Source organism: Bradyrhizobium cedriense, from assembly GCF_054602315.1.
Genome location: NZ_JBTSWB010000009.1, coordinates 177,580 through 199,634, shown reverse-complemented (window position 1 = coordinate 199,634; position 22,055 = coordinate 177,580). Strand labels below are relative to the sequence as shown.

Below are 22,055 nucleotides of genomic sequence, written 5' to 3'. Positions count from 1 at the left end.
ACCTTCCGTCCTTTTCATAGACTTCGCGATCTTCGCTACGGGCACCCTAGCCCTGGAGTGCGCGCGAAGTTCTTTGACGTCCGCCTTCGTGTACTCGCGGCGGACTACCTTCTTCACGTTCTTCGCCATCGGAAATCTCCACTGTTGTTGAGCGGGGCTTCTAGCACGAAAGATCAAATTAGCAATGTTGCGACGCGTCGCATTTCGTGTAATTTATGAACCGCTTTTGCGAAGTCACTTCCGTCCTGATATCTGCAAAAGCGCAGCCTTCTATTCAGTCAACTAGAATTGAAATACTGAAGGGTTTTCCGGACGCAATGGCGGCCCGATGTTCGGACGCGCGCCATAGGGGCGCCGTCAAGTGTGACTTGCATGCGATAGGAGCGATGTGGCACTGGGACCTGGTTGCGCGGCGCTGAGTCATCTCGGTGTGCGCCTGCCCTCGGATGCAGTCACTCAGGAAACGAATTCCTAGCTCACCTCGATTTCGGCGGCCTCGTTGTCGGTCAGTTTGGCAACTTCCTTTTCCCGGCCACGCATCGACAGAACATCCTTGTTCTGGTGGAGAAGCGAAATAATAGATCGACAGTGCCGCCCCGCATGTCGACGATCTCCGTCACGCTATGCCTGAACGTATCCTAAGATACCAGGCATCTCGCCTCCGCCGGAAGATCTGTATCGATTGTCCTTGCCACGCCATTGATAAAGAAATTCGGCGTGAGGCGTGCCATCGAAAAAGCGTTAGAAATCTGCCGTCTCGTTGAGGCCGCGAAACAATCCGTTCGCCCGTCGCCTTCCATTTGATGAAGGGGAGCAGGCGGACAGAATAGCTTTCAAGAATCCGCAGATAAGCGTTGATGTTATCCAAAATGGCCGCGGAGACCGAAAACACCATGCCCGGCGGATTGAAGCCTCGTTCCGCCAGAACGTAATGGATCAGATAGCGATGAAGCGGCCGTAGCGAACTTGGTCTTGAGCACAGCTTGGCATGAAAGGCATAATTTTCCATGAAACCCACGACTTTTACCCCATTTGCGTGAAATATTGAGCCCCAAAGTGACAAGAGGGGTGGTGCGGAACGGCCATTTCCTTGCTGACCTGATGGATAGAGCACGGTCGTTTGGGCAGGAAATACGCCGATGCAAACCGTCTGATTTCCGTAATGGCCATCAGTCATCCGCACTTCTTCGCCAGCAGCGGTGTCAGGATCAGATCATTCAGGAGGCGGTGCATTTGCACTCAGTTGAATCGGCTTGATTTCAAGCTGGGGTGTGAAGGCGAGCGGACGACCGCGGGCCGCCTTCGGGTCGGGAGCGCGGGCGCAAACGACTTTTCCCAGTCGAAAGCGTTCTCACTATCAGCGCAAATTCAGTACCGCTCGAAGACATTCGCCGCTGTTCGCAGACGACACGCCAGCGCTGACGGCGTACGCGCGGACCGTAGTGAGTCAACGCGGCAAGAAGCGATGGGCAAAGTCTGGAGCACTCAGGTTGCGCTTTTTCTACCGCTGGGTTGAATCCCTGCGACCAGCTTCCATACTCTCCGATACGGCGCGTCCGTTTTCGGTTGTGCAGCACCCGCGGTTCGCACGCTCGATCAGCGCTCATGAAAAAATGTCAGATTGGGAATGTGCGAAGCCGGTGCCTGGCCTCCGGCCCAATCCTGGCCGCTGGTCGCGAAGATCACCTTGGCGTGCGGGAGGCCCGCCATCGCGGCGAGCCAACGCGTGCCCTTAAAGCGGCTCGCACTCGCATAAGCCCTCAAGTCCGTCAGCTGGCGGTCAGCTACGCTGACTATGACCCCTCACCGGCTTGACCAGCCTTGGGCGCTGTAGACGATTCACGGAGAGGAACCTGATCCATATGGACCGCCGAACCGACCGATACTTCGACCTTAGATGGCGCGCCGGCGATGTAACCCGAGATTGTCCGCAGGGCGATTCCGACGAACGGAACCGGATCGGACCAAGGTAGAGCGCCTCCTTGCAATGCAAAGCTGTCAGAGGTCTCCGAAGCAGCCAAAGCGATCCTACATTAATCTGGCGACGAGCCGCATTATGTCCAGCTAGAACATCATCTTGGTCGACAGCGGAGTTCACTATGACGAGCCCGTTCCGTGATGTTCCGAGTTTCTCGACATGAGCCGAGCTCACTTCCTGCCTCGTGCTGCAAAAGCCTGATCGTCTGGCTGCGCGCGACCTCGGCCACTGAGGAGCGGGAACGAGCCGCGCTGCGCCGCACGAGACTTCCCGGCGGCATGTGACGGCTGATGATCGAAGCTTGTCCACGCCAAGATCGTAACCGCTCGGTGGCGGGCGCGTTCAACCTGGTCGACGAGATCGGCCCCCTCGTCGACAATTGAAGCACACGAAATAGGAGATGAATGATGCACTGGCGCACACCAAAACTACACCTGAACGAGAACGATGGCTATTTTTCTCCTGATGCCCCCCAACCCCTAAGGACCTGGGCTTGGTGGCCACTCGCGGCACTTCTTCTCAGCTTGGTGCTTTGGGGCGCTCTCTTGCTCTTCGCCACCTTCTCGTGAGCGCCATGCCACTCACCGGCTCCGGCGCTCCCGAGCGACTTGCACGAGCAAGCATCCTCGATGGATCGAGATATCAGCCAGGTTTCGAGTTCGGCGACACGCCCTCTTCCGGACCGAAAAAGCTATGTGCGTTTCACAAGCAATCGTTGGTTCCAGGACTGCCTCGTGCTGGTCGCTGCCGTTGGCAGTACGAATCGCAGCTAGGCGCGATCGAGCCAAGCTCGTCCCGCCATGGGCGCGACCAAGGTCGCCAGCTGCGCCGATGCGGTTGGTCGGACCGGGCCGCATACGGAAACTGCCGAGAGCGAAACTCTCGTGAACGATCATGCAGCAGCGCCTGCTAGCGCTCTCTAACGCCAAAGGCGCAAGTTCCCGCATGACCGTCATCCGGACTCATTTAGCGCCTGCGGGCGGCGACCATGTTCATGCAGCCTGTCGCTGGAGCTGGCAGCGAGCGCACGCGATGTCCAACCCGACTTTTCTCGGAAGCTTGCGCAGCGCTTGGAGCTCCTGAAGCACATTTTGTCAGACGCCCGCTCCTCACCGACCTCTATCTGTGTTTGTGCCATGCACCATCGAGATGCCGCAGCTTTGGAGTTCGGTTCACTCCGATTGAAGAAGATCGCGAGACATTAGTCGTGCCATCGACGCATTGATCATCGATCTGAAAAATCGGTGATGCCGTTTTGCGCGAGAACAAGGCGGCCCCGGTTCGGGTGTCGTAGTTCGGATTAATCCGAGTGGCACGCCGGGACCTGCGCTGGTTGCGAGGTCACGCACTGCCGGGCCGTTTTCCTGTTCATCCGAGCCTTGCAGCATGGGGCAGATATGCGCACTATCACTTTCCTCTGCCCGATCACACGAGTTGTGGTTCAGCATCGGCTAATCGACGACGAAGCTGCCGAACACCAGTTTCAAGGCGTGTTTTGCCCCGCCTGTTCCCAGCTGCACTTCGTAGATTGCAAGACCGGAAGGCTGCTAGGCAGGAAGACGAATGACAGCGCGTCCTCAAAGAGCGGCTGAAGTACGGCGCCGCCTAAAACTAATCCGCTGGCGATACGCGCGCATTTGGCCTTCGAGTTCCATCAGTCTTGAGGTGCAATAGTCAGTATCAGGAGATTTCAGCGGCAGGCCTTTTGCATAGAGCCACCACGTGATCAGCCTGCTCGGCACATTTCGTTTGCTAAATGCGTTGAAAGAACACCGGACCTTAGGCTCGCAATTTTGCACTACGAGGAAATCCGCCGGATGCCCCATGGCGGCAAGTCTCTACAGTGACATTGGGTGAACGCGGCCCGCTACCGTGTGAAGTCAGTGCGCCGGCGCAGGCTGCGGCGGCGGACGTACCGGCGGCACGACAAACACCGAGCAAAGCGAACCCAATCCAAAAGTCTTTCCGCGGGAACAGTCCGGATTGCTTCGCTTCGCTCGCAATGACGAGGAGGAGAGAGGGGGAGCACTAGCAATGATCGACCACATCTCAGTCGGCGTCAGCGATCTCAAACGCTCCGCGAGCGACGCCACGCTGTTGCCCGCGGGCTCCCGCGCCTGTTCACACGGCATCGCACAATTGGCTTCCGCAAGGCCTATCCGGAGTCATGGATCAATCTGCGCGAGGCGATGCCGTACGTGGCACCGGAGAGCAGCGTGCACATCTGCCAGCGACAGACGCGGTCGATGCGTTCCACGCTGCGGCCCTTGCGAGTGGCGGCGCATCTGACAGCGCGCCGGGCATCCGCCCGCACGACCGCGTGCGTTATTACGCAGCCTTTGCCTTCGATCCCGATGGCAACCGGATCGAAACGGCGACGTTTCGGGCTGACACATCTTAGAGCTTCCGCACGATGTCCGGCTCGAGCTGCTTTTCCGCCTCGGCGATCTGGGCCGCAGCGGATTTCAGCTTCGGCAGGATGTCCTCGACGCGATCGGCCTTGAGGATATCGACGGAAAAGCCGGTGCGGATGAACTCGATCTGGCGCATGTGCGACAGCAGCAAGAACAGTGGCTCCCAGAAATTGGCGATATTGGCGAGGAGCACCGGCTTGGCGTGACGACCGAGCTGTTTCCAGGTCAGTTGTTCGACCAGCTCCTCCAGCGTGCCGACGCCGCCCGGCAGTGCCACGAAGGCGTCGGAGCGCTCGAACATCAGCCGCTTGCGCTCGTGCATGTCGGGCGTGACGATCATTTCCTGCACGCGGGTCAGCGCATTCTCGCGCTCACGCAGGAATTCGGGAATGATGCCGGTTACCAAGCCGCCGTGATCGAGCACGGAGGTGGCGACCGAGCCCATCAGGCCAAGCGAGCCGCCGCCATATACCAGGCGGATATTGTTCTCGGCGAGCGTCTTGCCGAATGCCTTGGCGCCTTCGATGAAGTGGGAATTCGTCCCGGGACCGGAGCCGCAATAGACACAGACGGTTTTGATCGTGCTCATTGGTACCACAATGCGTTGCAGCGAAGTCTTTCGCTGGTCCAAGGTGTTGCGTTGAATGACGGGAGCCAATTTGCATCTGAACAGGCAAGATTTGCGTTGACGACTCCTGATCGCAAACGGCGCTCTTCGGCAACGCGACCGCACGACCAAATGTGGTGCACCTTCGTCCGGGGCAACGGATCTCTTGGCCAGATTGCAGACATGAATTCTTTTCTGTGTCGCTTCGTCGCAGTTTCGATTGACGGTCGCAGATGTCGGCTAGAGAGACAGGCTTGTCTCGTGCACCATCGGTCCATATTCAACCGATCAGAGGTGTTGGCCACCATTGATCGGAACTTCGACACCGGTGATATAACTGGCGTCATCCGAGCACAGGAAGAAGATGACCTTAGCGACCTCTTCAGGGGTCCCCACCCGGCGCAGCGGAATGTTCGGTACGACCCGTGCTTCCGTATCCGGTGACAAAATGTCCGTCTTGATCTCGCCCGGGGCGATTGCATTCACACGAATTCCATGCGGCGCGTAGTCGTGAGCCATCTCGCGCGTGAGACACGCGAGAGCGGCTTTCGAAGTCGCGTAGGCACTGCCGGCGAAGGGGTGCACCCGCGAGCCTGCAATTGAGGTCACGTTGACGATCGAGCCAGACGCGGCTTTCAATTCGCCAAAGAGCCCCTGAGCAAGCAGAATTGGAGCCACCAAATTGAGATGGAATACGTCCATCCAGGTCTCGATCGATGTCGCCAACGATGTTAGTCGAGCGCCGCTCGTTGTCTTCGGTGACATCGCTGCGTTGTTGACCAAGGCGTGCAACGGCGCGCCCGCGAGGCGCTCTTTCACCTCAGCGATAGCGCGCGGCAGCAACCGATGCTCGCTGAGGTCGAGCTGGATATGATTGTCGGAAGCGGCCTCCCAAGGACACCGCCGGGCATCGATCGGTTGCCGCGCGCAGGAGATGATCCGCCAGCCTGCCTCCGAAAACAGCTTTCCGGTGGCGTAACCTATCCCACGCGATGCTCCGGTCAGCAGCAGCGTCTTTCGGTCTCTCCGCCGGCCGCGCGCCTTGTCCGATTTGAATGAACCGCCCTCGTTGTCAACCGACATTCGTCTGGCGACCGCATCCTTGTTCGGCAGATCGGCCCTCAAACACGCCTCCTATCAGGTTACGCTCAACCTTCTTAGTGCAGGATTTGGGCCATCTCTACCGACAGAGTGATTCACGTGTGTTGCGAAGCCAGCTCCTATGGTTTACGACCTGCTTGGCGAATTCTAGACATCAAGTCCGTTGGCTTTCCGACAGCGGCAACGCGAGGACCGCGGCAACTAACCTTCACTCTTGTCGCGCACAGCTGCGCAACACTTCGTTCAGAAGATCTGGGCTGAATGCGTGAGTGAAGGTCCTGCCAATGTTGAATGCCGCCGCACGCGGCTCGTTCCGATCTCCGCGCAGCTATCAGCAACAGGAGGGATGGCACCCATCCGGCCATCCAATAGTGCTTGCCAATTCAAGACGCCCGCTCGCTAGCAACCCCAGCAGTTCATACCGCTGCTCTTGCCCCAACCCACCAAGGGGCATTCGAACGCGAGCGCCGCGGAATAGAAGGCCATCCTCAGCCGTCAGCAGCCTCAAAGTACCTGGCGTAAGGTCCTTCTTTGAATTGGCGACGCAACTCATCAAAATCTTCTACGGTTTGGTCGAGCGGCCGCACTTCCTGGCGCTGAAGTTTGACGCGACCGGAAACATTCCGCATACGAACCCCGAGAAATTCCCAAACCAACTCCAAGCACAGGTGCGGCTCGCGAAGAAGCGTCTCATATTCCAGCTCGAGGATGTTGGTCGACGCGAAGGACTGCCTGATCCTATCGTGGAACTCAGCGGTGGTCTTGAAGTAGGTTTCGCAGGTGCTGACGCTTAGGCTAACGAGCGGCGGTTGCGAGTCGTCGCTATCAGAGCTGTATTTCAGCCATTCACCGGTTTGCCTCGCCTGCACGAGTGAGCGGAGCGATTCCAGCGGATTTCTACGACACACGATGACCTTAAGGCGCGGCCAACCGCCCAGCTCAGCCATCATCCCCGGACGGTCATGAAACTGCGGCTCGTTGATCTTGCAGCCAACGTGAGTCACGTCGATTTTGTCGCTCGGCGTTGGATAGCCCAAGTAGGCGCGCTCCAGAAGCTCATGATCGCTACGTAGGAGCCGCGCCTTGTCGGGCCAATTTGGATCATACTCATTGAGCAATTCCCCGTTGCTCACTACGTTCGGATGTTCATTGAGCAATTCTTCCAGATAGTGGGTGCCGCTCCTCGGCATCGCGAGGATGACGAATGGCTCAGGCGATCGTACCGATTTCAACATTGTGACAGCTCTTGATTCTCTCGGTGGAGACAGTTTCTGTTGGGCATTGTTTGTTCAACGCATCAGCCGACGGCGAAGCAGCAAAGCCGATGCGACGAATGCGACTACAGTGTATATGCAAAGCACACCAACATGCAGGCCGACGCTACTGGCGTCCCGGTCCAGCATTGCTGGCCGAATGAGGTCAATCGAATGTGCTAGCGGCAACGCCTCTGCCACGCGCTGCAGCGCAATTGGCAATTGAGCAACGGGAAAGATCGCGCCGCACAAGTACATCATGGGTGTGAGAAAGAGCGTCTGATAAAACACGAAGTAGTCGTAACTGGGCGCAAGCGCGATCACAACCATGGCGAGGCTGGCAAAGGCAACACCAGTGAGCGCGATGGCTGGCAGCGCGTAAGGGATGGACGGCCAAGCCGCATAGCCCAGCGCGGCGGCTACAATCGTGATTCCAGTCCCTGCCAGAACGGCCTTTGTCGCTGCCCACGCCAATTCACCGAGAACGACGTCGCCAAGCGTGAGCTCCGTGCAAAGGATGGCATCCCAGGTGCGCTGGGCATTCATCCGAGCGAAGGCCCCATAGACGGTTTCAAAGGTCGCCGAAATCATCGCGCTTGTCGCGACCATCCCAGCCGCCAGAAAGGCGACGTATGAAATGCCATCGACTTGGCCGATCATCAGTCCCAGACCGAAGCCGAGACCGAACAAGGCGCTCATGGGCTCGGCGAGGTTTCCCAGAAGCGATGCCAGCGCCGCTTTGCGCCACGCCATATAATTCCGGCGCCACACGGCGCTCCAGTTCCACGCATTGGCGGGTAGAGCCGCCGCATACTGCTCCCACATCGTTCAGTCCCTCATCTCCCGTCCGGTCAACCGTAAGAAGACGTCCTCAAGGTTCGGTGGCCGTTGAAGGAGGCGAAGACCGGTCCGCCCGCGCAGCCGCACGAGCACCTGCTCTGGATTGGGCGCATAGCAGAAGAGTGTCTCGCCGCTGATTTCGGTGCGCTGAGCGACTGGCTTGACGAGTGCGCAGAGCTCGTTCGGATCACCACCGTAGACCTCAATGACTGGGCAACCGATCTGTTCGTCGATCAACGTGTGTGGCGGCCCTTCGGCTATCTTGCGTCCTGCCTCGAGGACGCACAGGCGATCGCACAATCGCTCCGCCTCCTCCATGAAGTGCGTCGTCAACAGAATGGTCTTGCCGCGCGACAGCAGCGCGCGCAGCCGCTCCCAAATCAAATGCCGCGCATGCGGATCGAGCCCGGTGGTCGGCTCATCCAAGATAAGGATCTCTGGATCGTTGATGAGCGCCCGCGCCAGCGTCAGACGGCGCTTCATGCCACCGGACAATTCGGTCACCCGGGCGTCCGCCTTGCTCTCAAGGCGGGCGAACTCGAGAAGGGACGGCGTGATGTTCTCGACATCCTTTGCAGTCATCCCGAAATAGCGTCCGAACACCAGCAGGTTTTCGCGTACGGTGAACTCGAGATCAAGATTGTCAGACTGCGGAACGACGCCGATGCGCTTACGCGCCAGCCGAGCGCGCGCCGGCACTTTCTCGCCGAGCACCGTTATCTTGCCAGCCTCGGGTGTGGACATCCCGAGAATCAAACGCGTAATCGTGCTCTTGCCCGCGCCGTTCGGTCCCAACAGGCCGAAGCACTCTCCCGATGCCACCGTGAACGAAAGTTGGTCGACGACCACCTTCTCGCCATAGGACTTTTTTACGGCAGCGAAATCGATCGCCACGATCGGCACACGCTCGGATTCCCTGTCAGCCGGCGTGACCGGCGCCGGCGCCATCGCGATTGTCCGCCTTGAGATTGGCGCTGCTTCGACGCCGCCGAGCATTTTCTCTATTCCCTTCTGCTACAATTTGTCGGTGGGACCACTCTCTGATCTCGCCTTCAACAACCGCAATGCGGTCCGTCCGCGATACGGCAACTCCGACATAGTGGTATGTCAGCCTCCGAAGACTATTGCTTATGCGGACGGCCTCCGAAAGCTGGCGATCAAGCAATCTTCGTTAACCGACTCACCTTGGTAGTGGACACGCTCGACCTCGACCAACGCTTCGTTCAACATGGCGATGACTGTCTCCGCACCGGCCACGTGTCCCCAGCGTCGGCAGATGTGGTCGCGCGCCGATCCGAAAACCAGAAGCCCGTCTGGCGCGAGCATTCCGACCAAGTTGTCGACCGCTGTGCGCATCTCGAGCGTATCGCTGAGGTAATAGAGGACTTCTGCCACCACGATAAGGTCGAACCGCTCTGGTGGTGAAAAGTGTTGGAGGTCGGCGACTTTCCAGCCGATGTGTGACCATCGCTCCGTCCGGCTCCGTGCGCGGCTAATGGCTTGCGGCACGACATCGACGACCGTGAGCCGCCTGCAGTGAGGCGCGAGCATCTCGGTGAATGCGCCGGCAGCGCACCCGACCTCCAACGCGCTTGTGATGTTTTGGCGGGAGAGCGACATCCGAAGTATTTGCGTGTATCGCTCCCGCTCAAACGGATTCGCGTCCAGACGCCACGGATCATCGGCGATTATTTCTCGCTCCAGCAACTGATAGTTCTTGTCTAGGCTCACGAGCTTTTCACCTTTTTGACGCGCACAGTTACGCGTCGCCTCCAGGCCTGTCAGGTACCGTCAACGTCAAAAGCATGTGCACGTGTAGCCGTTTCGCCCATCGACGGTGCAATACCCGAATGGCCTGTGGCATCTAACCTGGCGCTCTGCCCCGGCGTGCTGGCCTGGCCTTCACCTGAATCTGGCATATTGGCGGACTTGCGCGACAACCAGTCACTGTTGCTCAATGTGCACAACGCATATACCTTCACAGGAAGTAACAGGAACATGCTGATCGGTTTGTGTAGAGCGAAAGCGAGAAAGCGAAGCTGTCGGGCACGAAATGCTGCCAAGCTGCAGCGAACCATGGTCATTGCCGCGATGATCAGTACCGTCGGCCACGGCAACTCGCTCGTCAGTGCGATTTGCGCAATCGCGGTCAGTATTGAAACGCCGAGCAGAAGCGGAAGGAGGTTCTGCCCGACAATGTCCAGCGTGATATAGAAGTCGAGGCTTGGCAGCAGGGGTAGCGCAAGTGCTGTATCCCGGAAGGTACTCCGTGCCCACCGCAATTGTTGACGCAGATATGGCACCAGCCTATCCGGAACGACGGTTGCTGCGATCGCGTCAGGAACGTACTCAGTTCGAAATCCGGCCGCGAGCATCAGGATCGTGAGATGACGATCCTCACCGAAGTCGCTTGGCTTTCCTCGAAAAAACTGCGTCTCGTACTCGTGGAGGACCAAATCGAGCGCCGATCGGCGATACATGGCGCACGGGCCACAGCAACACAAGACGGCTCCGAAGCGAGCTTCCGCCAAACGCTCTTCATTACAGGCCAGCCAGTACTCCATATCTATCAGCCTGGTCAGCCAAGTGCCACTTCGATTGCTGGCTGTGAGCTGCCCCATAACAGCGCCAACCGCTGGATTTTGCATCTTCCGGACAAGCTTGGTCACCACGTCGGCGGCGATTGTCGTATCTGAATCGACGTTAAGAACCAAATCTCCGGACGAGCGGCGCAGCGCTGCAATTTGCGCCTTGCGCTTGCCAACATTCTTTCCCAGCCACATAAAGTTGAACCGCGGATCATCTGTGTAGGCGTCCTGTACCGGCCACAGGTACCTACGATTTTCCGAGCCGTCATCTACCACGTACACCCGCACTTGCCCTTCGTAGTCTTGGCTTGCGATCGACTCCAGGCACGCCGACAGCGTGCGCTGGTCCTCGTTAAAGCAAGGCACGATCACATCGACGCTCGGCAGCGGGCCGGTCTCGGAAGCGCCCTCAGTCGGGGACGGTATCTGTGTTCGGAGCGCGTTGAGCGTCTGCATGCTCCTGTAGATGGCGGACAGCAGGGCATAGGACGACACGGCGACAACGCTTGTTGTGGCAAGCAGATGCATGGGGGCGGCTCTTTTTCAATGAGACTGAGGAAGTGAGCAGATGGCGAATCCTTGCTCGCCCAATGCCGGAATAAGCCGGGAAAGCGCCTCGAGGGTCTGATCGCGACCGCAATCGATGGCTTGTTCGCGCTCGACGGGAGGACATCCGTCGTGCAAGAGTACAACAGCACCGGGCCGGACCGACGCCAGCACTGCGTCAACAATCGCCGGAACGCCTGGACGAGACCAGTCTCTCGGGTCTACGGACCAGTGCAAGGGAACCAGTCCAGCTCTGGTTGACATCGCGAGTACCTGGTCAGTCCAGATGCCATACGGAGCACGCACGTGCCGCAGTGACGCCTCGGGACAAACCGTCCTGATGACGTCGCTCGCCGACTGAATCTCATGTTGCACCTCAGCTGGTTCGCATCTGGAGAGATCGGGATGCGTCATCGTGTGGTTTCCGACTTCATGCCCTTCTGCGATTATTCGTTGGATCAGCTTTGGGTAAGCTGCCGCGCACGCCCCGATGACGAAGAAAGTCGCCGGCACCTCGTGCTCCGCGAGAACGTCAAGGATAGACCCCGTCCAACTTGGATCCGGACCGTCGTCAAAGGTCAGGTAAACGTTACGATCTCCGGTGGCGCTAACGTACTCGCTTCGCGCTTCCGACAAGCGGTCGAGACAGGTCACAGCTCTGGCCCGTTCCGATCGATCATGGTCCCGACCGGCCATTCGCTTATCGGACGTCCGATTGGGAAGACCAGAACGACCAAGTCGTCGTCGGTACGGGTCGGCGGCAAGTCCAGATGAATATCCGGCCGCGTTGAACGCACGCTCACTCCCGGCAAAATCGTCGCGAGACCCTGACGGCCGACCAGCTTGGTCACATGCTTCTGCAACGCCTGCCGTACCGCACCAAAGCCAAACGGGACCGCGAGCTGCTGCAGCGCCGGATACATCACCCGCATTGAGTGCGTGATCCCCAGCCCCTCCAGATCCGGACGAACACCGTACAATCCTAGCTCAGCCACGAGCAGGTCGACGTCTCCGACTTTGATGAAGCGGCGCAGTGCGCCGATATGAGCTGCTATGCCGTTCGCATCGTAGCCGATGACACGAATCTCAGGCCTCGCGCCGGCCCAGCTTCGTCCGCCTTCGAACGGTTTTGCGTTGAATTCACCGGTCGGCCCGTAGGTCTTGCGAAAAAACTCGGACAGTTCGATGTGTTCAGCAAGTTGCAACTCGTTTTCCCAGCACACCCTCCACCGCACTTTGGAGTGCGTGGAGAACACTCCTGTATCGTTGGGTATGGCAATGTTCATGGTGGTCCCCGTTGCGGCGTTCGAGATCTGATCTGGCACTTTGTGCACGTGCGTCACTCACTCTCGCCGGGCGCATTCATGCGCCAACGGGAGAGGTTGGCGCGCGTTGCCTGGATCCGGTACTCACCGTTCGGAGAAGCCGCGTTCACGATGGAGATGACATGAAGATGACATCGAGGCGCGGCGCCATTCGCATGAGACCGGGGGGAGATTCCAGCAGCGCTTTGGGCAGATCGCCTTCGAGCCGCGATCCGATTGGACGCGTTGCCAGCGTGCTTGACATCCCTACGCGGACCGAGGAACGACAGGGTCGCGGTCGACATGGGCCGCGATGGATGCTTAGAGGACGCTAGAAAATCCCTCTCGGGGCTGGTCCAACGATTAGTAATCATTGTGGTACGCCTCACTCCGATCCGACGTTTTTGGTATCTCGCACTGCATCAAATTGGTAAAATCGATTGTTTCTATGGTAGACATCCACGGTCTGGATACTTCCCGCCATGCGTTTCAAAGGGCTTGATCTGAACCTTCTCGTCGCGCTCGACGCTCTGATGACGGAGCGCAATCTCACGGCGGCAGCGCGAAGAATCAACTTGAGTCAGCCGGCCATGAGCGCGGCGGTTGGCCGGTTGCGCTCCTACTTTCGCGACGACCTATTCGCGATGAGGGGCCGAGAACTCGTCCCGACACCGCGCGCAGAAGGACTCGCCGGCCCAATTCGCGAAGCCCTGCTGCACATCCAGCTGTCCATTATTTCGCGGGACGCGTTTAATCCAGCTCAATCGGACCGCAGGTTCAGGATCGGCGTTTCTGACTTCGTCATGGTCGTGTTTTTTCAGGCCATCGTGGAGAGGGTCGCACGGGAAGCTCCCGGCGTTGCGTTCGACTTTCTGCCCCTCGCCGACGACCCCGATGAGCTTCTCCAGCGCGGTGAGATTGACTTCCTTGTCTTGCCGGAAATGTACATGTCGCGTTCCCATCCAAGAGCGACGCTGTTCGCGGAAAAACTCGTGTGCGTGGGGTGCCGGAGCAACAAGCAGCTCTCACGCGGGCTTACGTTCGAGAAGTACATGTCGATGGGACACGTCGCGGCCAAATTCGGGCGTACCCGAAGGCCTTCGATCGAGGAATGGTTCTTGATTGAGCACGGTCTCAAGCGACGCATCGAGGTTGTCGTGCAGAGCTTCAGCATGATTCCACCCATGCTCCTGGGCACTGGTCGTATAGGCACGATGCCCTCGTTGCTGGCCAGGCATTTCGGAAAGACGACGCCCCTGCGGATCGTCGATCTTCCGCTGCCAATTCCGTCTTTCACAGAGGCCGTTCAATGGCCGGCCCTTCACAATACCGATCCGGCAAGCATCTGGATGCGGACAATATTGTTGGAGCAGGCTTCGCGCGTGCCATCGGTGCGCGCGACTGCAGCAACCCGAAAGGCCTTGGAAGAGTATTCGCCTTCCAAGTGAATGGAACACTATTGCACAATTCGGCTGTGAGCTGAAAGCGACCTGCTAGTGAACGGCGGCAGAAGGAGCCAAGCGTTCTCTTGTCGCATCTTCGCATTCAACTGTTTGGCCTCGCCATCTGAGCCGGCGCATGACGCCCAGTCGCGAGCGAAGGGCTACGCAGACGCAACACACCCCGGGCTGCTGATGGCGCCAAGCGTGTTCCGTCGACATCACTTAGTCGCCGCGACAATTTGACGACGCCCCTCTTTGGTGATAGCCGCGCAGTCCCGCCGTTCTCATCGACATGCAATGTGTCGCTTGTGATCGCCTCTAGGAATGGAGCCAACATGTCATTGGTCTCTGACAGTGCTGATCGATGTCGATCAACGACGAAATTGCGAATCAGTTGGTGCGACTGGCGAGGCGCGATTTGCATCCGATCCAGATGTCGAACACGCCAAGGGCTCGACGGACGCGCAAGTTGATCTCGTTCCAGATCATGCGGAAACCGCCTCGCGCCTGCGCCAGCCGGTGTCCCCCCTGAACTCGCCACCGCGCCGATATTAGCCAGTCATCCGGCTCCGGTATCCGCATGGGCAAGGGAATGATAGTTGGAAAGTCCTTGGCCCCTCGCGCGAAAGAGCGCCTGCTCTTCCTCAATGACAGGCCGCAAGCCACCCGCCCTCGTCGCTCGTTCTGCTTGCCATCACCGTGCTCCGCCGGCGCCTGGCGGTGATCGTTCAGGCGTCGCGATGCTCTGACCCGAACAGTTCGCCGTCAGTCTCGCGCATCAGCCAGCTGGCGATTCCGCAGAGCATTCGATTGTCCAGATCCGCCTGGCATCGGCTGCCTGGATTTCAGGCAAGGCAAGTCTGTCGCTGTTGCTCCACCGCGTCACCTGAGACCGCATCGCGCCTTCCTCGCTGAACGTCGCCAATCTGTCGTCTTTTCGCCCAACGGCGCAGTCAAGCGCCTCGGTCAGCTAACGACCACAAACGGGGAGCGGAATATTGCTGCAATACAGTGGTGTCTACGATCCGGAAGATCTCACGGCCCTCGGCGCGATCTTTGATAAAGCCATCGCGTCGTTGCCGGCATCTATGCGAACGCCTGAAAACCGGATCACAATCGCCAAACTTGTTTTGGAGCGCACAGCGGCAAGCCAATCCGGCCTGGCGTCGCTTATGCTCTTGCTGGACGCTCTTCCATCTGCCCCGGTTGAGCGGCGATCGGAGCAGAGCCAGCCAGCTTGCGCCAGAACGAACGACTGCTCAACCAGCTGATTCAAGCAGCTTGATTCTCACGTGACGTCAGGTTGTAGGCTTGCCAATTGAACATCATGATCAAAGCTACACCACGAAGGCGTCGATGGCGCATTGGAGAACTTGCGGAGGCTACCGGGGTAACGGTACGCACGCTGCATCACTACGAGCACACGGGTCTGCTCAGTGCGTCCGAACGCACGGACGGCGGTCATCGAATGTACGAACGCGAGAGCATTCAACGAGTTTCGCAAATTCGCGCGCTGCGCGAGCTAGGTTTCTCGCTGAATGACATTCGCACGGCAATGGGAGGCAAGACGTCACTTACTGACCTCCTGCGCAAGCATTTGGAGCAAATTGAACTTCAGGTCACGCGTACGACCCAGTTGCGGGATCGGTTGCGTAACATGACGACGGACTCTGACACGCAAGTCAGCATGCATGAGCTGCCTGCTGCTCTGAATGCAGCTTCGCGCGCTGAGGCGCGCCCCCAGACTCCGCGATGCACGTGCGCGCTCGGCGTTGATCGAGAAGACCGCTGGCGAAAGATCCGGGATGGGTTGCGCGATTGTGTCGATCGTGGCGAGCACCCTTGCAGCGAGCGGGCCGCTGCCGTGGCGCTTAAGGCGCGCGCGCTCATCACAGAAATTGTGGGGACCGACCCGGCGGCCTCAACTATGCTGAAAGTTCTTACGCGACTGAGCACGCCACGCAACCTGGCCGGCTGGAACCACGGCTTGATGCAGTACCTTGATCTCGCAATGGCCGCATTGCAAGACAGGCACTGACGCAGCCGCCGATTCAGATGCGTCCTTCGTCTAAATGATTGGCGACCCGCAGGTCGCGAATGTTGCGGTTCCGGCTCGGCCTCTTCATTCCGTGCCTCCCCATCAACCTAGTTGCTGTCGCTCCTTCCACGAGATCCGCTCGCGACCTCGAGGGATGCGTCTCTCGAACAGGCTTGTCTCGAACAGGCTTGAAACGGACGTAACGTCAGATTGTACGATGGAATCTGGCTGATACCGGGTTAACGCGCGAAACGCTCTCACGGGCGAGGATTGCCCTGGCCCCGTATGCCTGGTTTTCCAAGCTGCGTTCTCGGCGTTCGACAAGCAATGAAGGATCGTTATGGCGCTACCAGAGTTTGATCAGCGCGTTTGCGCCGACCGCAAGTGCGGTTCGAGCCACCTTTCGTCTGCCTCTGCCCGAGTACCTGCCGGAAGAAGGAAACTCTGGGGCATCCTTCGGCCCATCTTTCGCATACCACGGCACGCGCGCGAGCACCGGGCAGAGAACGGCTCACGGCAATGGCCGCCGGTCCGAGGGCTGTCATTGTTCGACGCCTCAACAAACGTTTTTCAAGGCAAAACCAACCACAAATTCAAGCCCGCATGGACTCCCATAATGTCAATCCATGGCGCCATTTCTCTCGCAGCTATTCCACTCGTTGCTTTGATGTCCGTTGCATCTGCGGCCGACGTCAATATTGCTGTGGCAGGACCGATGACCGGAAGCAATGCTGCGCTTGGAGCGCAGATGCGTGACGGTGCTGCTGCCGCCGTCGATGACTTGAATGCGTCAGGCCTCCTTCCAGGATCGAAGGTCGTATTGAGCGTCGCCGACGACGCGTGCGATCCCAAGCAGGCGGTCGTAGTCGCCAATCGGCTTGCATCAGATCAGGTCAAGTTGGTCGTTGGCCACTTTTGTTCTTCCTCGTCGATACCGGCTTCCAACGTTTACGACGAGGCGCAACTTATTCAGATATCGCCAGGATCCACCAATCCCGCGCTCACAGAGCGTGGCATCAAATCCGTGTTTCGTATCTGTGGGCGCGACGACCAGCAGGGTGTCGTGGCGGCCGAATATATCCGACGGCATTTCCCCAACACCAAGATTGCAGTCCTTGACGACAGGAGCACCGCAGGCAAAGGCATCGCCGATGTCGTTGCGACCCATCTTCGGGAGGTTGGGATATCGGATGTGAAGCGACAAAGTTACGTGGCCGGGGAGAAGGATTACATGGCCCTGGTTTCGCGGATGAAGGCGGACGGAATCAAACTTGCTTACATCGGCGGCTACTACAATGAGATCGGGCTGATCGTGCGTCAGGCCTCAGACGCAGGTGCAGGTATGACCGTGATGGCCAATGATCCTCTGATGACCCACGATTTTTCGATGATCGCGGGCAAAGCCGGAAACGGAACACTGTTCACCTTTATGCCGGATCCCACCAAGAATGCTGAGGCGGCGAGCGTCGTGGCACGTCTCAAGGCCTTCAACCGGTCTTCGGAAGGTTATTCGCTTTACGCCTATGCGGCTGTGCAGGCATGGGCGAAGGCCGCAAAGCGCGCCGGCACTTTCGATTCATCGAAAGTGGCAGCTGCGCTTCGTTCGCAGCCAATTGACACGGTGATCGGTGCCGTCCGGTTCGACGCCAAGGGCGACAATTCGGCTCCCGGCTTCATTGTCTACCGATGGCAAGACAACATCGTCGAACAGGCCGAGTGAATTGATCGCAACTCAGCACGGTTCAATGGGTTCATTCAGCCGTCCGATGCAGCGATGCATATGACAAGGGGACGAGCGCACTGCTCGTGATTTTCGTACCCCGTAACGGGACTTCCCCGGAACTCTCAATAGTCGAGCCCGCTGGTCAATTGGTGCGGTCCTCCGCGCTTCTTGACCTGGGCTGCACCACACCAAACGGAGGCTCTCCAATGCGTAAGATACTTGTCGCCTGCAGCATGCTTGTTTTCGCCGAAGCTCAAGCCAATGCTCAGCATTCCCACCTGCTTGCCGCGGTGGAGGAACATGCCGCGCCAGATGAGGCTGACGATCGATCGCCCCAAGGAATGTCTGCAAGGAAGCCATTTGAAAGGCCAGCTGCTCCAAACCCCGTTCCGACTGATACTGCGGAGTTTGGGTCCATTGACGCGACCGTCACGTTTCTGGCGGACGTATATGGACCCGCACCACAAACGTCGCAGCGTCGCACTCTTCGTTATGAGCAAGCCAAGAGATATATTGACGCGCATACGGGTACGCCTGGCGTGCTGTTCATTGAAGACGTCATCGATCATCGTGGCGCGAACAACTTAGGACCGCAACACGAACTCGAGTATCGGGAGACACCGGCTCACTACTACGTGGGCGGCGGGACCTTAAACGACACAGTATTCGGGTTCGTTGACGGACCGTATCCTCCCGTGTGGACGATTGAAGCGGCACCGGTCTATTCCAGCCTCATCTATGTAGATGCAGAAGGCAACGAGACGTATGTTAGCGAGAGCAAAGTCCGGCAGATGAACGATCTCGCCCCCGAGCTCCTGGATGAGATGATGCGCCGCCAGGATGCGGATCGACGTTATCATGCCAGTCAAGGCTTTCTGGCAGATGAGATTCAGCGAGCCGCGGATAACGGCGACAACTCGCGCCTGGCCAAACTCAGCGAGGAGCAACGGCAAGCACAAGCCGCGTATGGTGCGGCGATACAGACGCGTCAGCAGCGCGACGCGGAGATCGATCGGATGTACGCCCTCAACGTGAAGGCCGCCGCCGGTACGATCAGCGCTCCCGAACAAGGGGAACTCGACAAATACTCCAAGCGATCTGAGTTGATCGAATCGACTGCACCGATTTCTGGCCGCAAGGCCGCTGGTCCTCCGCCAACCAGCTGCCCATTGTGTCGGAGCACAAACATTGCGGTGTTGCGAAGTCGACATTTTACCGGGACATTCCAGTTCACCTCTAGCGAGGATCGGTCTGTGGTCATGGCCTATCGACACGGCCACGCAGGTCCCATTGGCGTGCTGATCGGTCTGCCGAAGGATCTGTCAGGACCGGTATTTGGTAGCTGGACCAACGCGGGAATGACCTTGCCGCCACCCAAGAAATGACAGCAGTTTGCGCCACCACCCAGCCTTGTCTGCGCAGGCACGATCAGGACCATTCGTCACTGCCTGCGCGAACCTTGGCTCCTGCTTACTGAAATACTCGGCGTCGGCCCAACCTTCCTTGGCGGTAAGGAAGCTGCGAAATTACCCCTCCACGGGCACCGCTCGCCACGGCGACGCGACTCTAGGCGATGTCCACCCTGGTCGGTTGCGCATCGCTGCCAGGACGGTCGTCCCTTAGCGAATGATACGGTCGGTGCAGGGGCGGGCCTTCAAATGAGGTTTTGGCGAATGGCCTTTGCAGTTCCGTGGGTCCGGTTTGAAGTCCCGAGCTTTCGTATCGCGTTCTTGAGATGGAAGTTGACTGTATTCTCGCTCACCTCGAGTATCCTGCCTATTTCCCAGGAGGACTTGCCCTCTCCCACCCATCGCAAGCAATCTTTTTCCCGCTCAGACAGGGCAACTTCGCAATTTGAGCCGCGAGCGGAGGGGCGCGAGATCTCGGCAAGGGCAATGTGGAAGTGCCAGGCCAGTACGTTGAGGTGACTCATCTGGCACTGCGGATCAGCATCGTCGAACGGGGATGCAAAGGATGCCAGAGCCACCTGGCCCAATGGTCCGTACAACGGCACGCTCATACCGTGCTTCAGACCTGCCTCTTTGGCTTCTGCGAGTACGCGCTGCTCGCTGGGTTGCAATTGATATTTTTTGGCAAGTTGATCCCACAGGAACGGCCGCGAAAGCGTTGGTGCCCGTCGTACCACCGGATCGATGACACGGTACTTGCGTTCAACGTACCGGCCGCACCAATCGGGCGGGAAGGTTACAGTGACCCCAGAGGGCAGATATTCAGGCAGACCACATGCCTCCGCGAAAGTGAGGGCTCCATAAGCGACTTCACTGAAGCCTTTCTCGCTCGCACAGCTTACGAGAAGGTCGAATAAGACCTTGATAGAGTGAGTTGCCTTGGCACATTCGATGAAATTGAAAAGATCCATGTAGCGCCTCACGAGGCCCCACGGCCCAAAAGTCGTACTGCGTCATTGCGCGCAGAGCTTGGTGAGCGCGGGCGTCGTTCACCAGCCCTCACCGTTGGGCTTCGCGTCTTTGCAATGCGAGCGCTCGAGCGCTGCAGCATGCAGTTCCAGAGCTGGGTAAGCTCTCCCGAAACACGCTCGGAAGGGATAGGCGCCTCGAAGCAGCGACGAGTCGAGAAGGCCGCGGACGCGTGTCGACGGTTTGGCCACCACGTCTTAACTGTCGTGTGGACAGCTGCCATTCGGCTCGTCTCAGCGCGCAGGGCCGGCTATCATGAACAGCGAGAGCGGCCGCTATCGGACCGCCGGCGAGCTCCTCGCCGATTTGAGGATGACCGACTTCTAGACGACGAGTGCGGTTGTGCAATCGCAGGCGCCATAGCGGTGGCGGAGCCTCGGGATGCCTGTTTGCGCTACCGCAACCCGGATCCAGGGTAGCGTAAAGTGCATCCGCTCTCTTTGTTCGATGCTGGCGACGACGCGCTCGGTGAGCCGCACGAGATGGTCGTTGCCGACGACGAGAACCTCGCACAAGAACCGCATGCCATCGCACGCGCCAATGACCAAGCGTCTCAGCTCGTCGCGCGCGGACCCGCGCGCAGTCGCAACTTTGCTTCATCGAGACGAAACGACGCATGCGGGACTCCGGAACTTCCGAGCTGGCCTTAGGACAGCAAGTGTCGTACCAATTCCCGGCAGTCATGAACTCACGTCTGAGAGCCCGCGTGTTGAGCCTCTCGTCGATCGTTCGGCGGGCCGGAGGATCGACGCAACTCCGACATTCGTCCGAATGCGACACTGCGCTTTGCGCGAGAAGCGACATTTGCAGGTCAGCAAAGCTGACAACAACAAGATACGTAACCCGTCTGCGGCACAAGGCAGGCGCACAAGGGGCGCCCCAGTAGTCCCATGCGCGGCGAAGCGTCGGGTCGAGAGCTGCTGAGCGCGGCCGACCGCCGGAGCGGGCGCCGTTTCAGTTCCAGCCAACAACCATCGAACATCCCGGTCCGGCACCAATGCTCTGCGTTGCGATCAGCGATCGCGCTGCCCCTCGATGGCACTGCATACTCAGCCGTTGGCTGGTCGACTTGCGGATCGTCGGCCAGCTCACCTTGACTGGATGCTGGACGACACACGCGGCTGAATGGCCGCTTCCTTCAAGATCCGTACGATAGACCGGTGCTCATCGCACGAGGATTGAGCTGCCGCCGACCTGCGCGTTTTTCGACAATTTTGTGACGGGCTGACTGTCTGAAGCACGACTCCTCGACTGGGCTGATCAAGCCGCGATCGTGTGTCACGCGGTGGACCAGGCGACGCAATGGTTACTGCCAGCAGGCCCAGTCGCGTTGCACCAGACACAGAAAGTGTGACGACGGGGATTGTGCCGCGGACCAGCATCATCGCGTCGTCCTGGAACGTTACCTCGCGCCAAACGGGAATGTGCCACCACCCAAACGCGCGCCCCCCGAGCAACACCCTCGGCGCCGTTTACATCCGACGTACGCCGAGGGCTTTTGCGTGCACGGACAGTGAGTCCGCTCGCAAACTCGTATCAACTGTATTGGTTCATTCATGGCAACTCACCGGTCCTAGGACCGACGAATTCCAGAATCGACTCTGCCTTCTGAACCTCGTGCGCGAGGCGCTTGCAACTTCGAATGGCAGACGCCGGCGTAACAAGGAGCCCAATTCTTCTGCAACGAGCTCGAATTGATGCGCAACCTATTCGTTAATGGAGGCAACCCAGGTCTGAAGCGCGCATGTCGTTAGCGAGGCGAGCCTGTGCCCGACGACATCCA

At 58.8% G+C, this 22,055-nt stretch carries 16 protein-coding genes and 1 pseudogene; 6 read left to right on the top strand and 11 right to left on the bottom strand.

Annotated features, from left to right (window positions below; translation table 11 throughout):
• Positions 1-616 precede the first annotated feature (616 nt).
• Positions 617-1,177 carry a hypothetical protein gene (locus tag ACYCVF_RS31405; RefSeq protein WP_459606984.1) on the bottom strand — a complete coding sequence of 187 codons (561 nt, stop codon included), beginning with the start codon at positions 1,175-1,177 and terminating at the stop codon, positions 617-619.
• 2,835 nt (positions 1,178-4,012) lie between these two features.
• On the opposite strand from ACYCVF_RS31405, the pseudogene ACYCVF_RS31400 reads away from it, so the two are divergent.
• Positions 4,013-4,379 (top strand): annotated as a pseudogene (locus ACYCVF_RS31400) (VOC family protein).
• Here ACYCVF_RS31400 and ACYCVF_RS31395 read toward each other — a convergent pair.
• The 9 genes from ACYCVF_RS31395 to ACYCVF_RS31355 form a co-directional block, all read right to left on the bottom strand.
• Positions 4,376-4,981 (bottom strand): LOG family protein, encoded by a 606-nt coding sequence (locus tag ACYCVF_RS31395; RefSeq protein ID WP_459606982.1) that lies wholly within the window; start codon positions 4,979-4,981, stop codon positions 4,376-4,378. The pseudogene ACYCVF_RS31400 and the gene ACYCVF_RS31395 sit on opposite strands and share 4 nt — an antisense overlap.
• A gap of 306 nt (positions 4,982-5,287) precedes the next feature.
• Positions 5,288-6,082 (bottom strand): SDR family NAD(P)-dependent oxidoreductase, encoded by a 795-nt coding sequence (locus ACYCVF_RS31390; RefSeq protein ID WP_459607018.1) that lies wholly within the window; start codon positions 6,080-6,082, stop codon positions 5,288-5,290.
• 506 nt (positions 6,083-6,588) lie between these two features.
• Positions 6,589-7,335 (bottom strand): sulfotransferase, encoded by a 747-nt coding sequence (locus ACYCVF_RS31385; protein ID WP_459606980.1) that lies wholly within the window; start codon positions 7,333-7,335, stop codon positions 6,589-6,591.
• A 54-nt stretch (positions 7,336-7,389) separates the two neighbouring features.
• Complete coding sequence (locus ACYCVF_RS31380) at positions 7,390-8,178, bottom strand: ABC transporter permease (protein ID WP_459606978.1); 789 nt, start codon at positions 8,176-8,178, stop codon at positions 7,390-7,392.
• 3 nt (positions 8,179-8,181) lie between these two features.
• Positions 8,182-9,141, bottom strand: a complete 960-nt coding sequence (gene nodI / locus ACYCVF_RS31375; RefSeq protein WP_459607017.1) for a nodulation factor ABC transporter ATP-binding protein NodI — start codon at positions 9,139-9,141, stop codon at positions 8,182-8,184.
• A gap of 180 nt (positions 9,142-9,321) precedes the next feature.
• The gene (gene nodS, locus ACYCVF_RS31370; RefSeq protein ID WP_459606976.1) at positions 9,322-9,924 is read right to left on the bottom strand and encodes a nodulation methyltransferase NodS; all 603 of its coding nucleotides are present in this window, start codon (positions 9,922-9,924) and stop codon (positions 9,322-9,324) included.
• A 50-nt stretch (positions 9,925-9,974) separates the two neighbouring features.
• Complete coding sequence (gene nodC, locus ACYCVF_RS31365; RefSeq protein WP_459606974.1) at positions 9,975-11,309, bottom strand: chitooligosaccharide synthase NodC; 1,335 nt, start codon at positions 11,307-11,309, stop codon at positions 9,975-9,977.
• A 15-nt stretch (positions 11,310-11,324) separates the two neighbouring features.
• Positions 11,325-12,023 carry a chitooligosaccharide deacetylase NodB gene (gene nodB / locus ACYCVF_RS31360; RefSeq protein ID WP_459606972.1) on the bottom strand — a complete coding sequence of 233 codons (699 nt, stop codon included), beginning with the start codon at positions 12,021-12,023 and terminating at the stop codon, positions 11,325-11,327.
• Positions 11,978-12,613: a NodA family N-acyltransferase gene (locus ACYCVF_RS31355; RefSeq protein WP_459606970.1), complete on the bottom strand. Its 636-nt coding sequence runs from the start codon at positions 12,611-12,613 to the stop codon at positions 11,978-11,980. The genes nodB and ACYCVF_RS31355 overlap by 46 nt, the downstream gene beginning before the upstream one ends.
• A 500-nt stretch (positions 12,614-13,113) precedes the next feature.
• Here ACYCVF_RS31355 and ACYCVF_RS31350 point away from each other — a divergent pair, with 500 nt between their 5' ends.
• The 5 genes from ACYCVF_RS31350 (at position 13,114) to ACYCVF_RS31330 (ending at position 19,219) form a co-directional block, all read left to right on the top strand.
• Positions 13,114-14,079: a LysR family transcriptional regulator gene (locus ACYCVF_RS31350; protein WP_459606968.1), complete on the top strand. Its 966-nt coding sequence runs from the start codon at positions 13,114-13,116 to the stop codon at positions 14,077-14,079.
• 992 nt (positions 14,080-15,071) lie between these two features.
• On the top strand, positions 15,072-15,344 hold the full coding sequence (locus tag ACYCVF_RS31345; protein WP_459606966.1) for a hypothetical protein: 273 nt from the start codon (positions 15,072-15,074) through the stop codon (positions 15,342-15,344).
• Positions 15,345-15,400: 56 nt separating this feature from the next.
• A complete protein-coding gene (locus tag ACYCVF_RS31340) occupies positions 15,401-16,111 on the top strand; it encodes a MerR family transcriptional regulator (RefSeq protein ID WP_459607015.1) in 711 nt (236 codons plus the stop codon).
• Between the two features lie 544 nt (positions 16,112-16,655).
• Positions 16,656-17,831 (top strand): branched-chain amino acid ABC transporter substrate-binding protein, encoded by a 1,176-nt coding sequence (locus ACYCVF_RS31335; RefSeq protein WP_459606965.1) that lies wholly within the window; start codon positions 16,656-16,658, stop codon positions 17,829-17,831.
• 209 nt (positions 17,832-18,040) lie between these two features.
• Entirely contained in the window at positions 18,041-19,219 is a 1,179-nt protein-coding gene (locus ACYCVF_RS31330) for a hypothetical protein (RefSeq protein WP_459606963.1), read from the top strand.
• A 269-nt stretch (positions 19,220-19,488) separates the two neighbouring features.
• Here the strand turns inward: ACYCVF_RS31330 and ACYCVF_RS31325 are convergent, their stop codons facing one another.
• Positions 19,489-20,214: an autoinducer binding domain-containing protein gene (locus tag ACYCVF_RS31325; RefSeq protein WP_459606961.1), complete on the bottom strand. Its 726-nt coding sequence runs from the start codon at positions 20,212-20,214 to the stop codon at positions 19,489-19,491.
• Between the last annotated feature and the right edge of the window lie 1,841 nt (positions 20,215-22,055).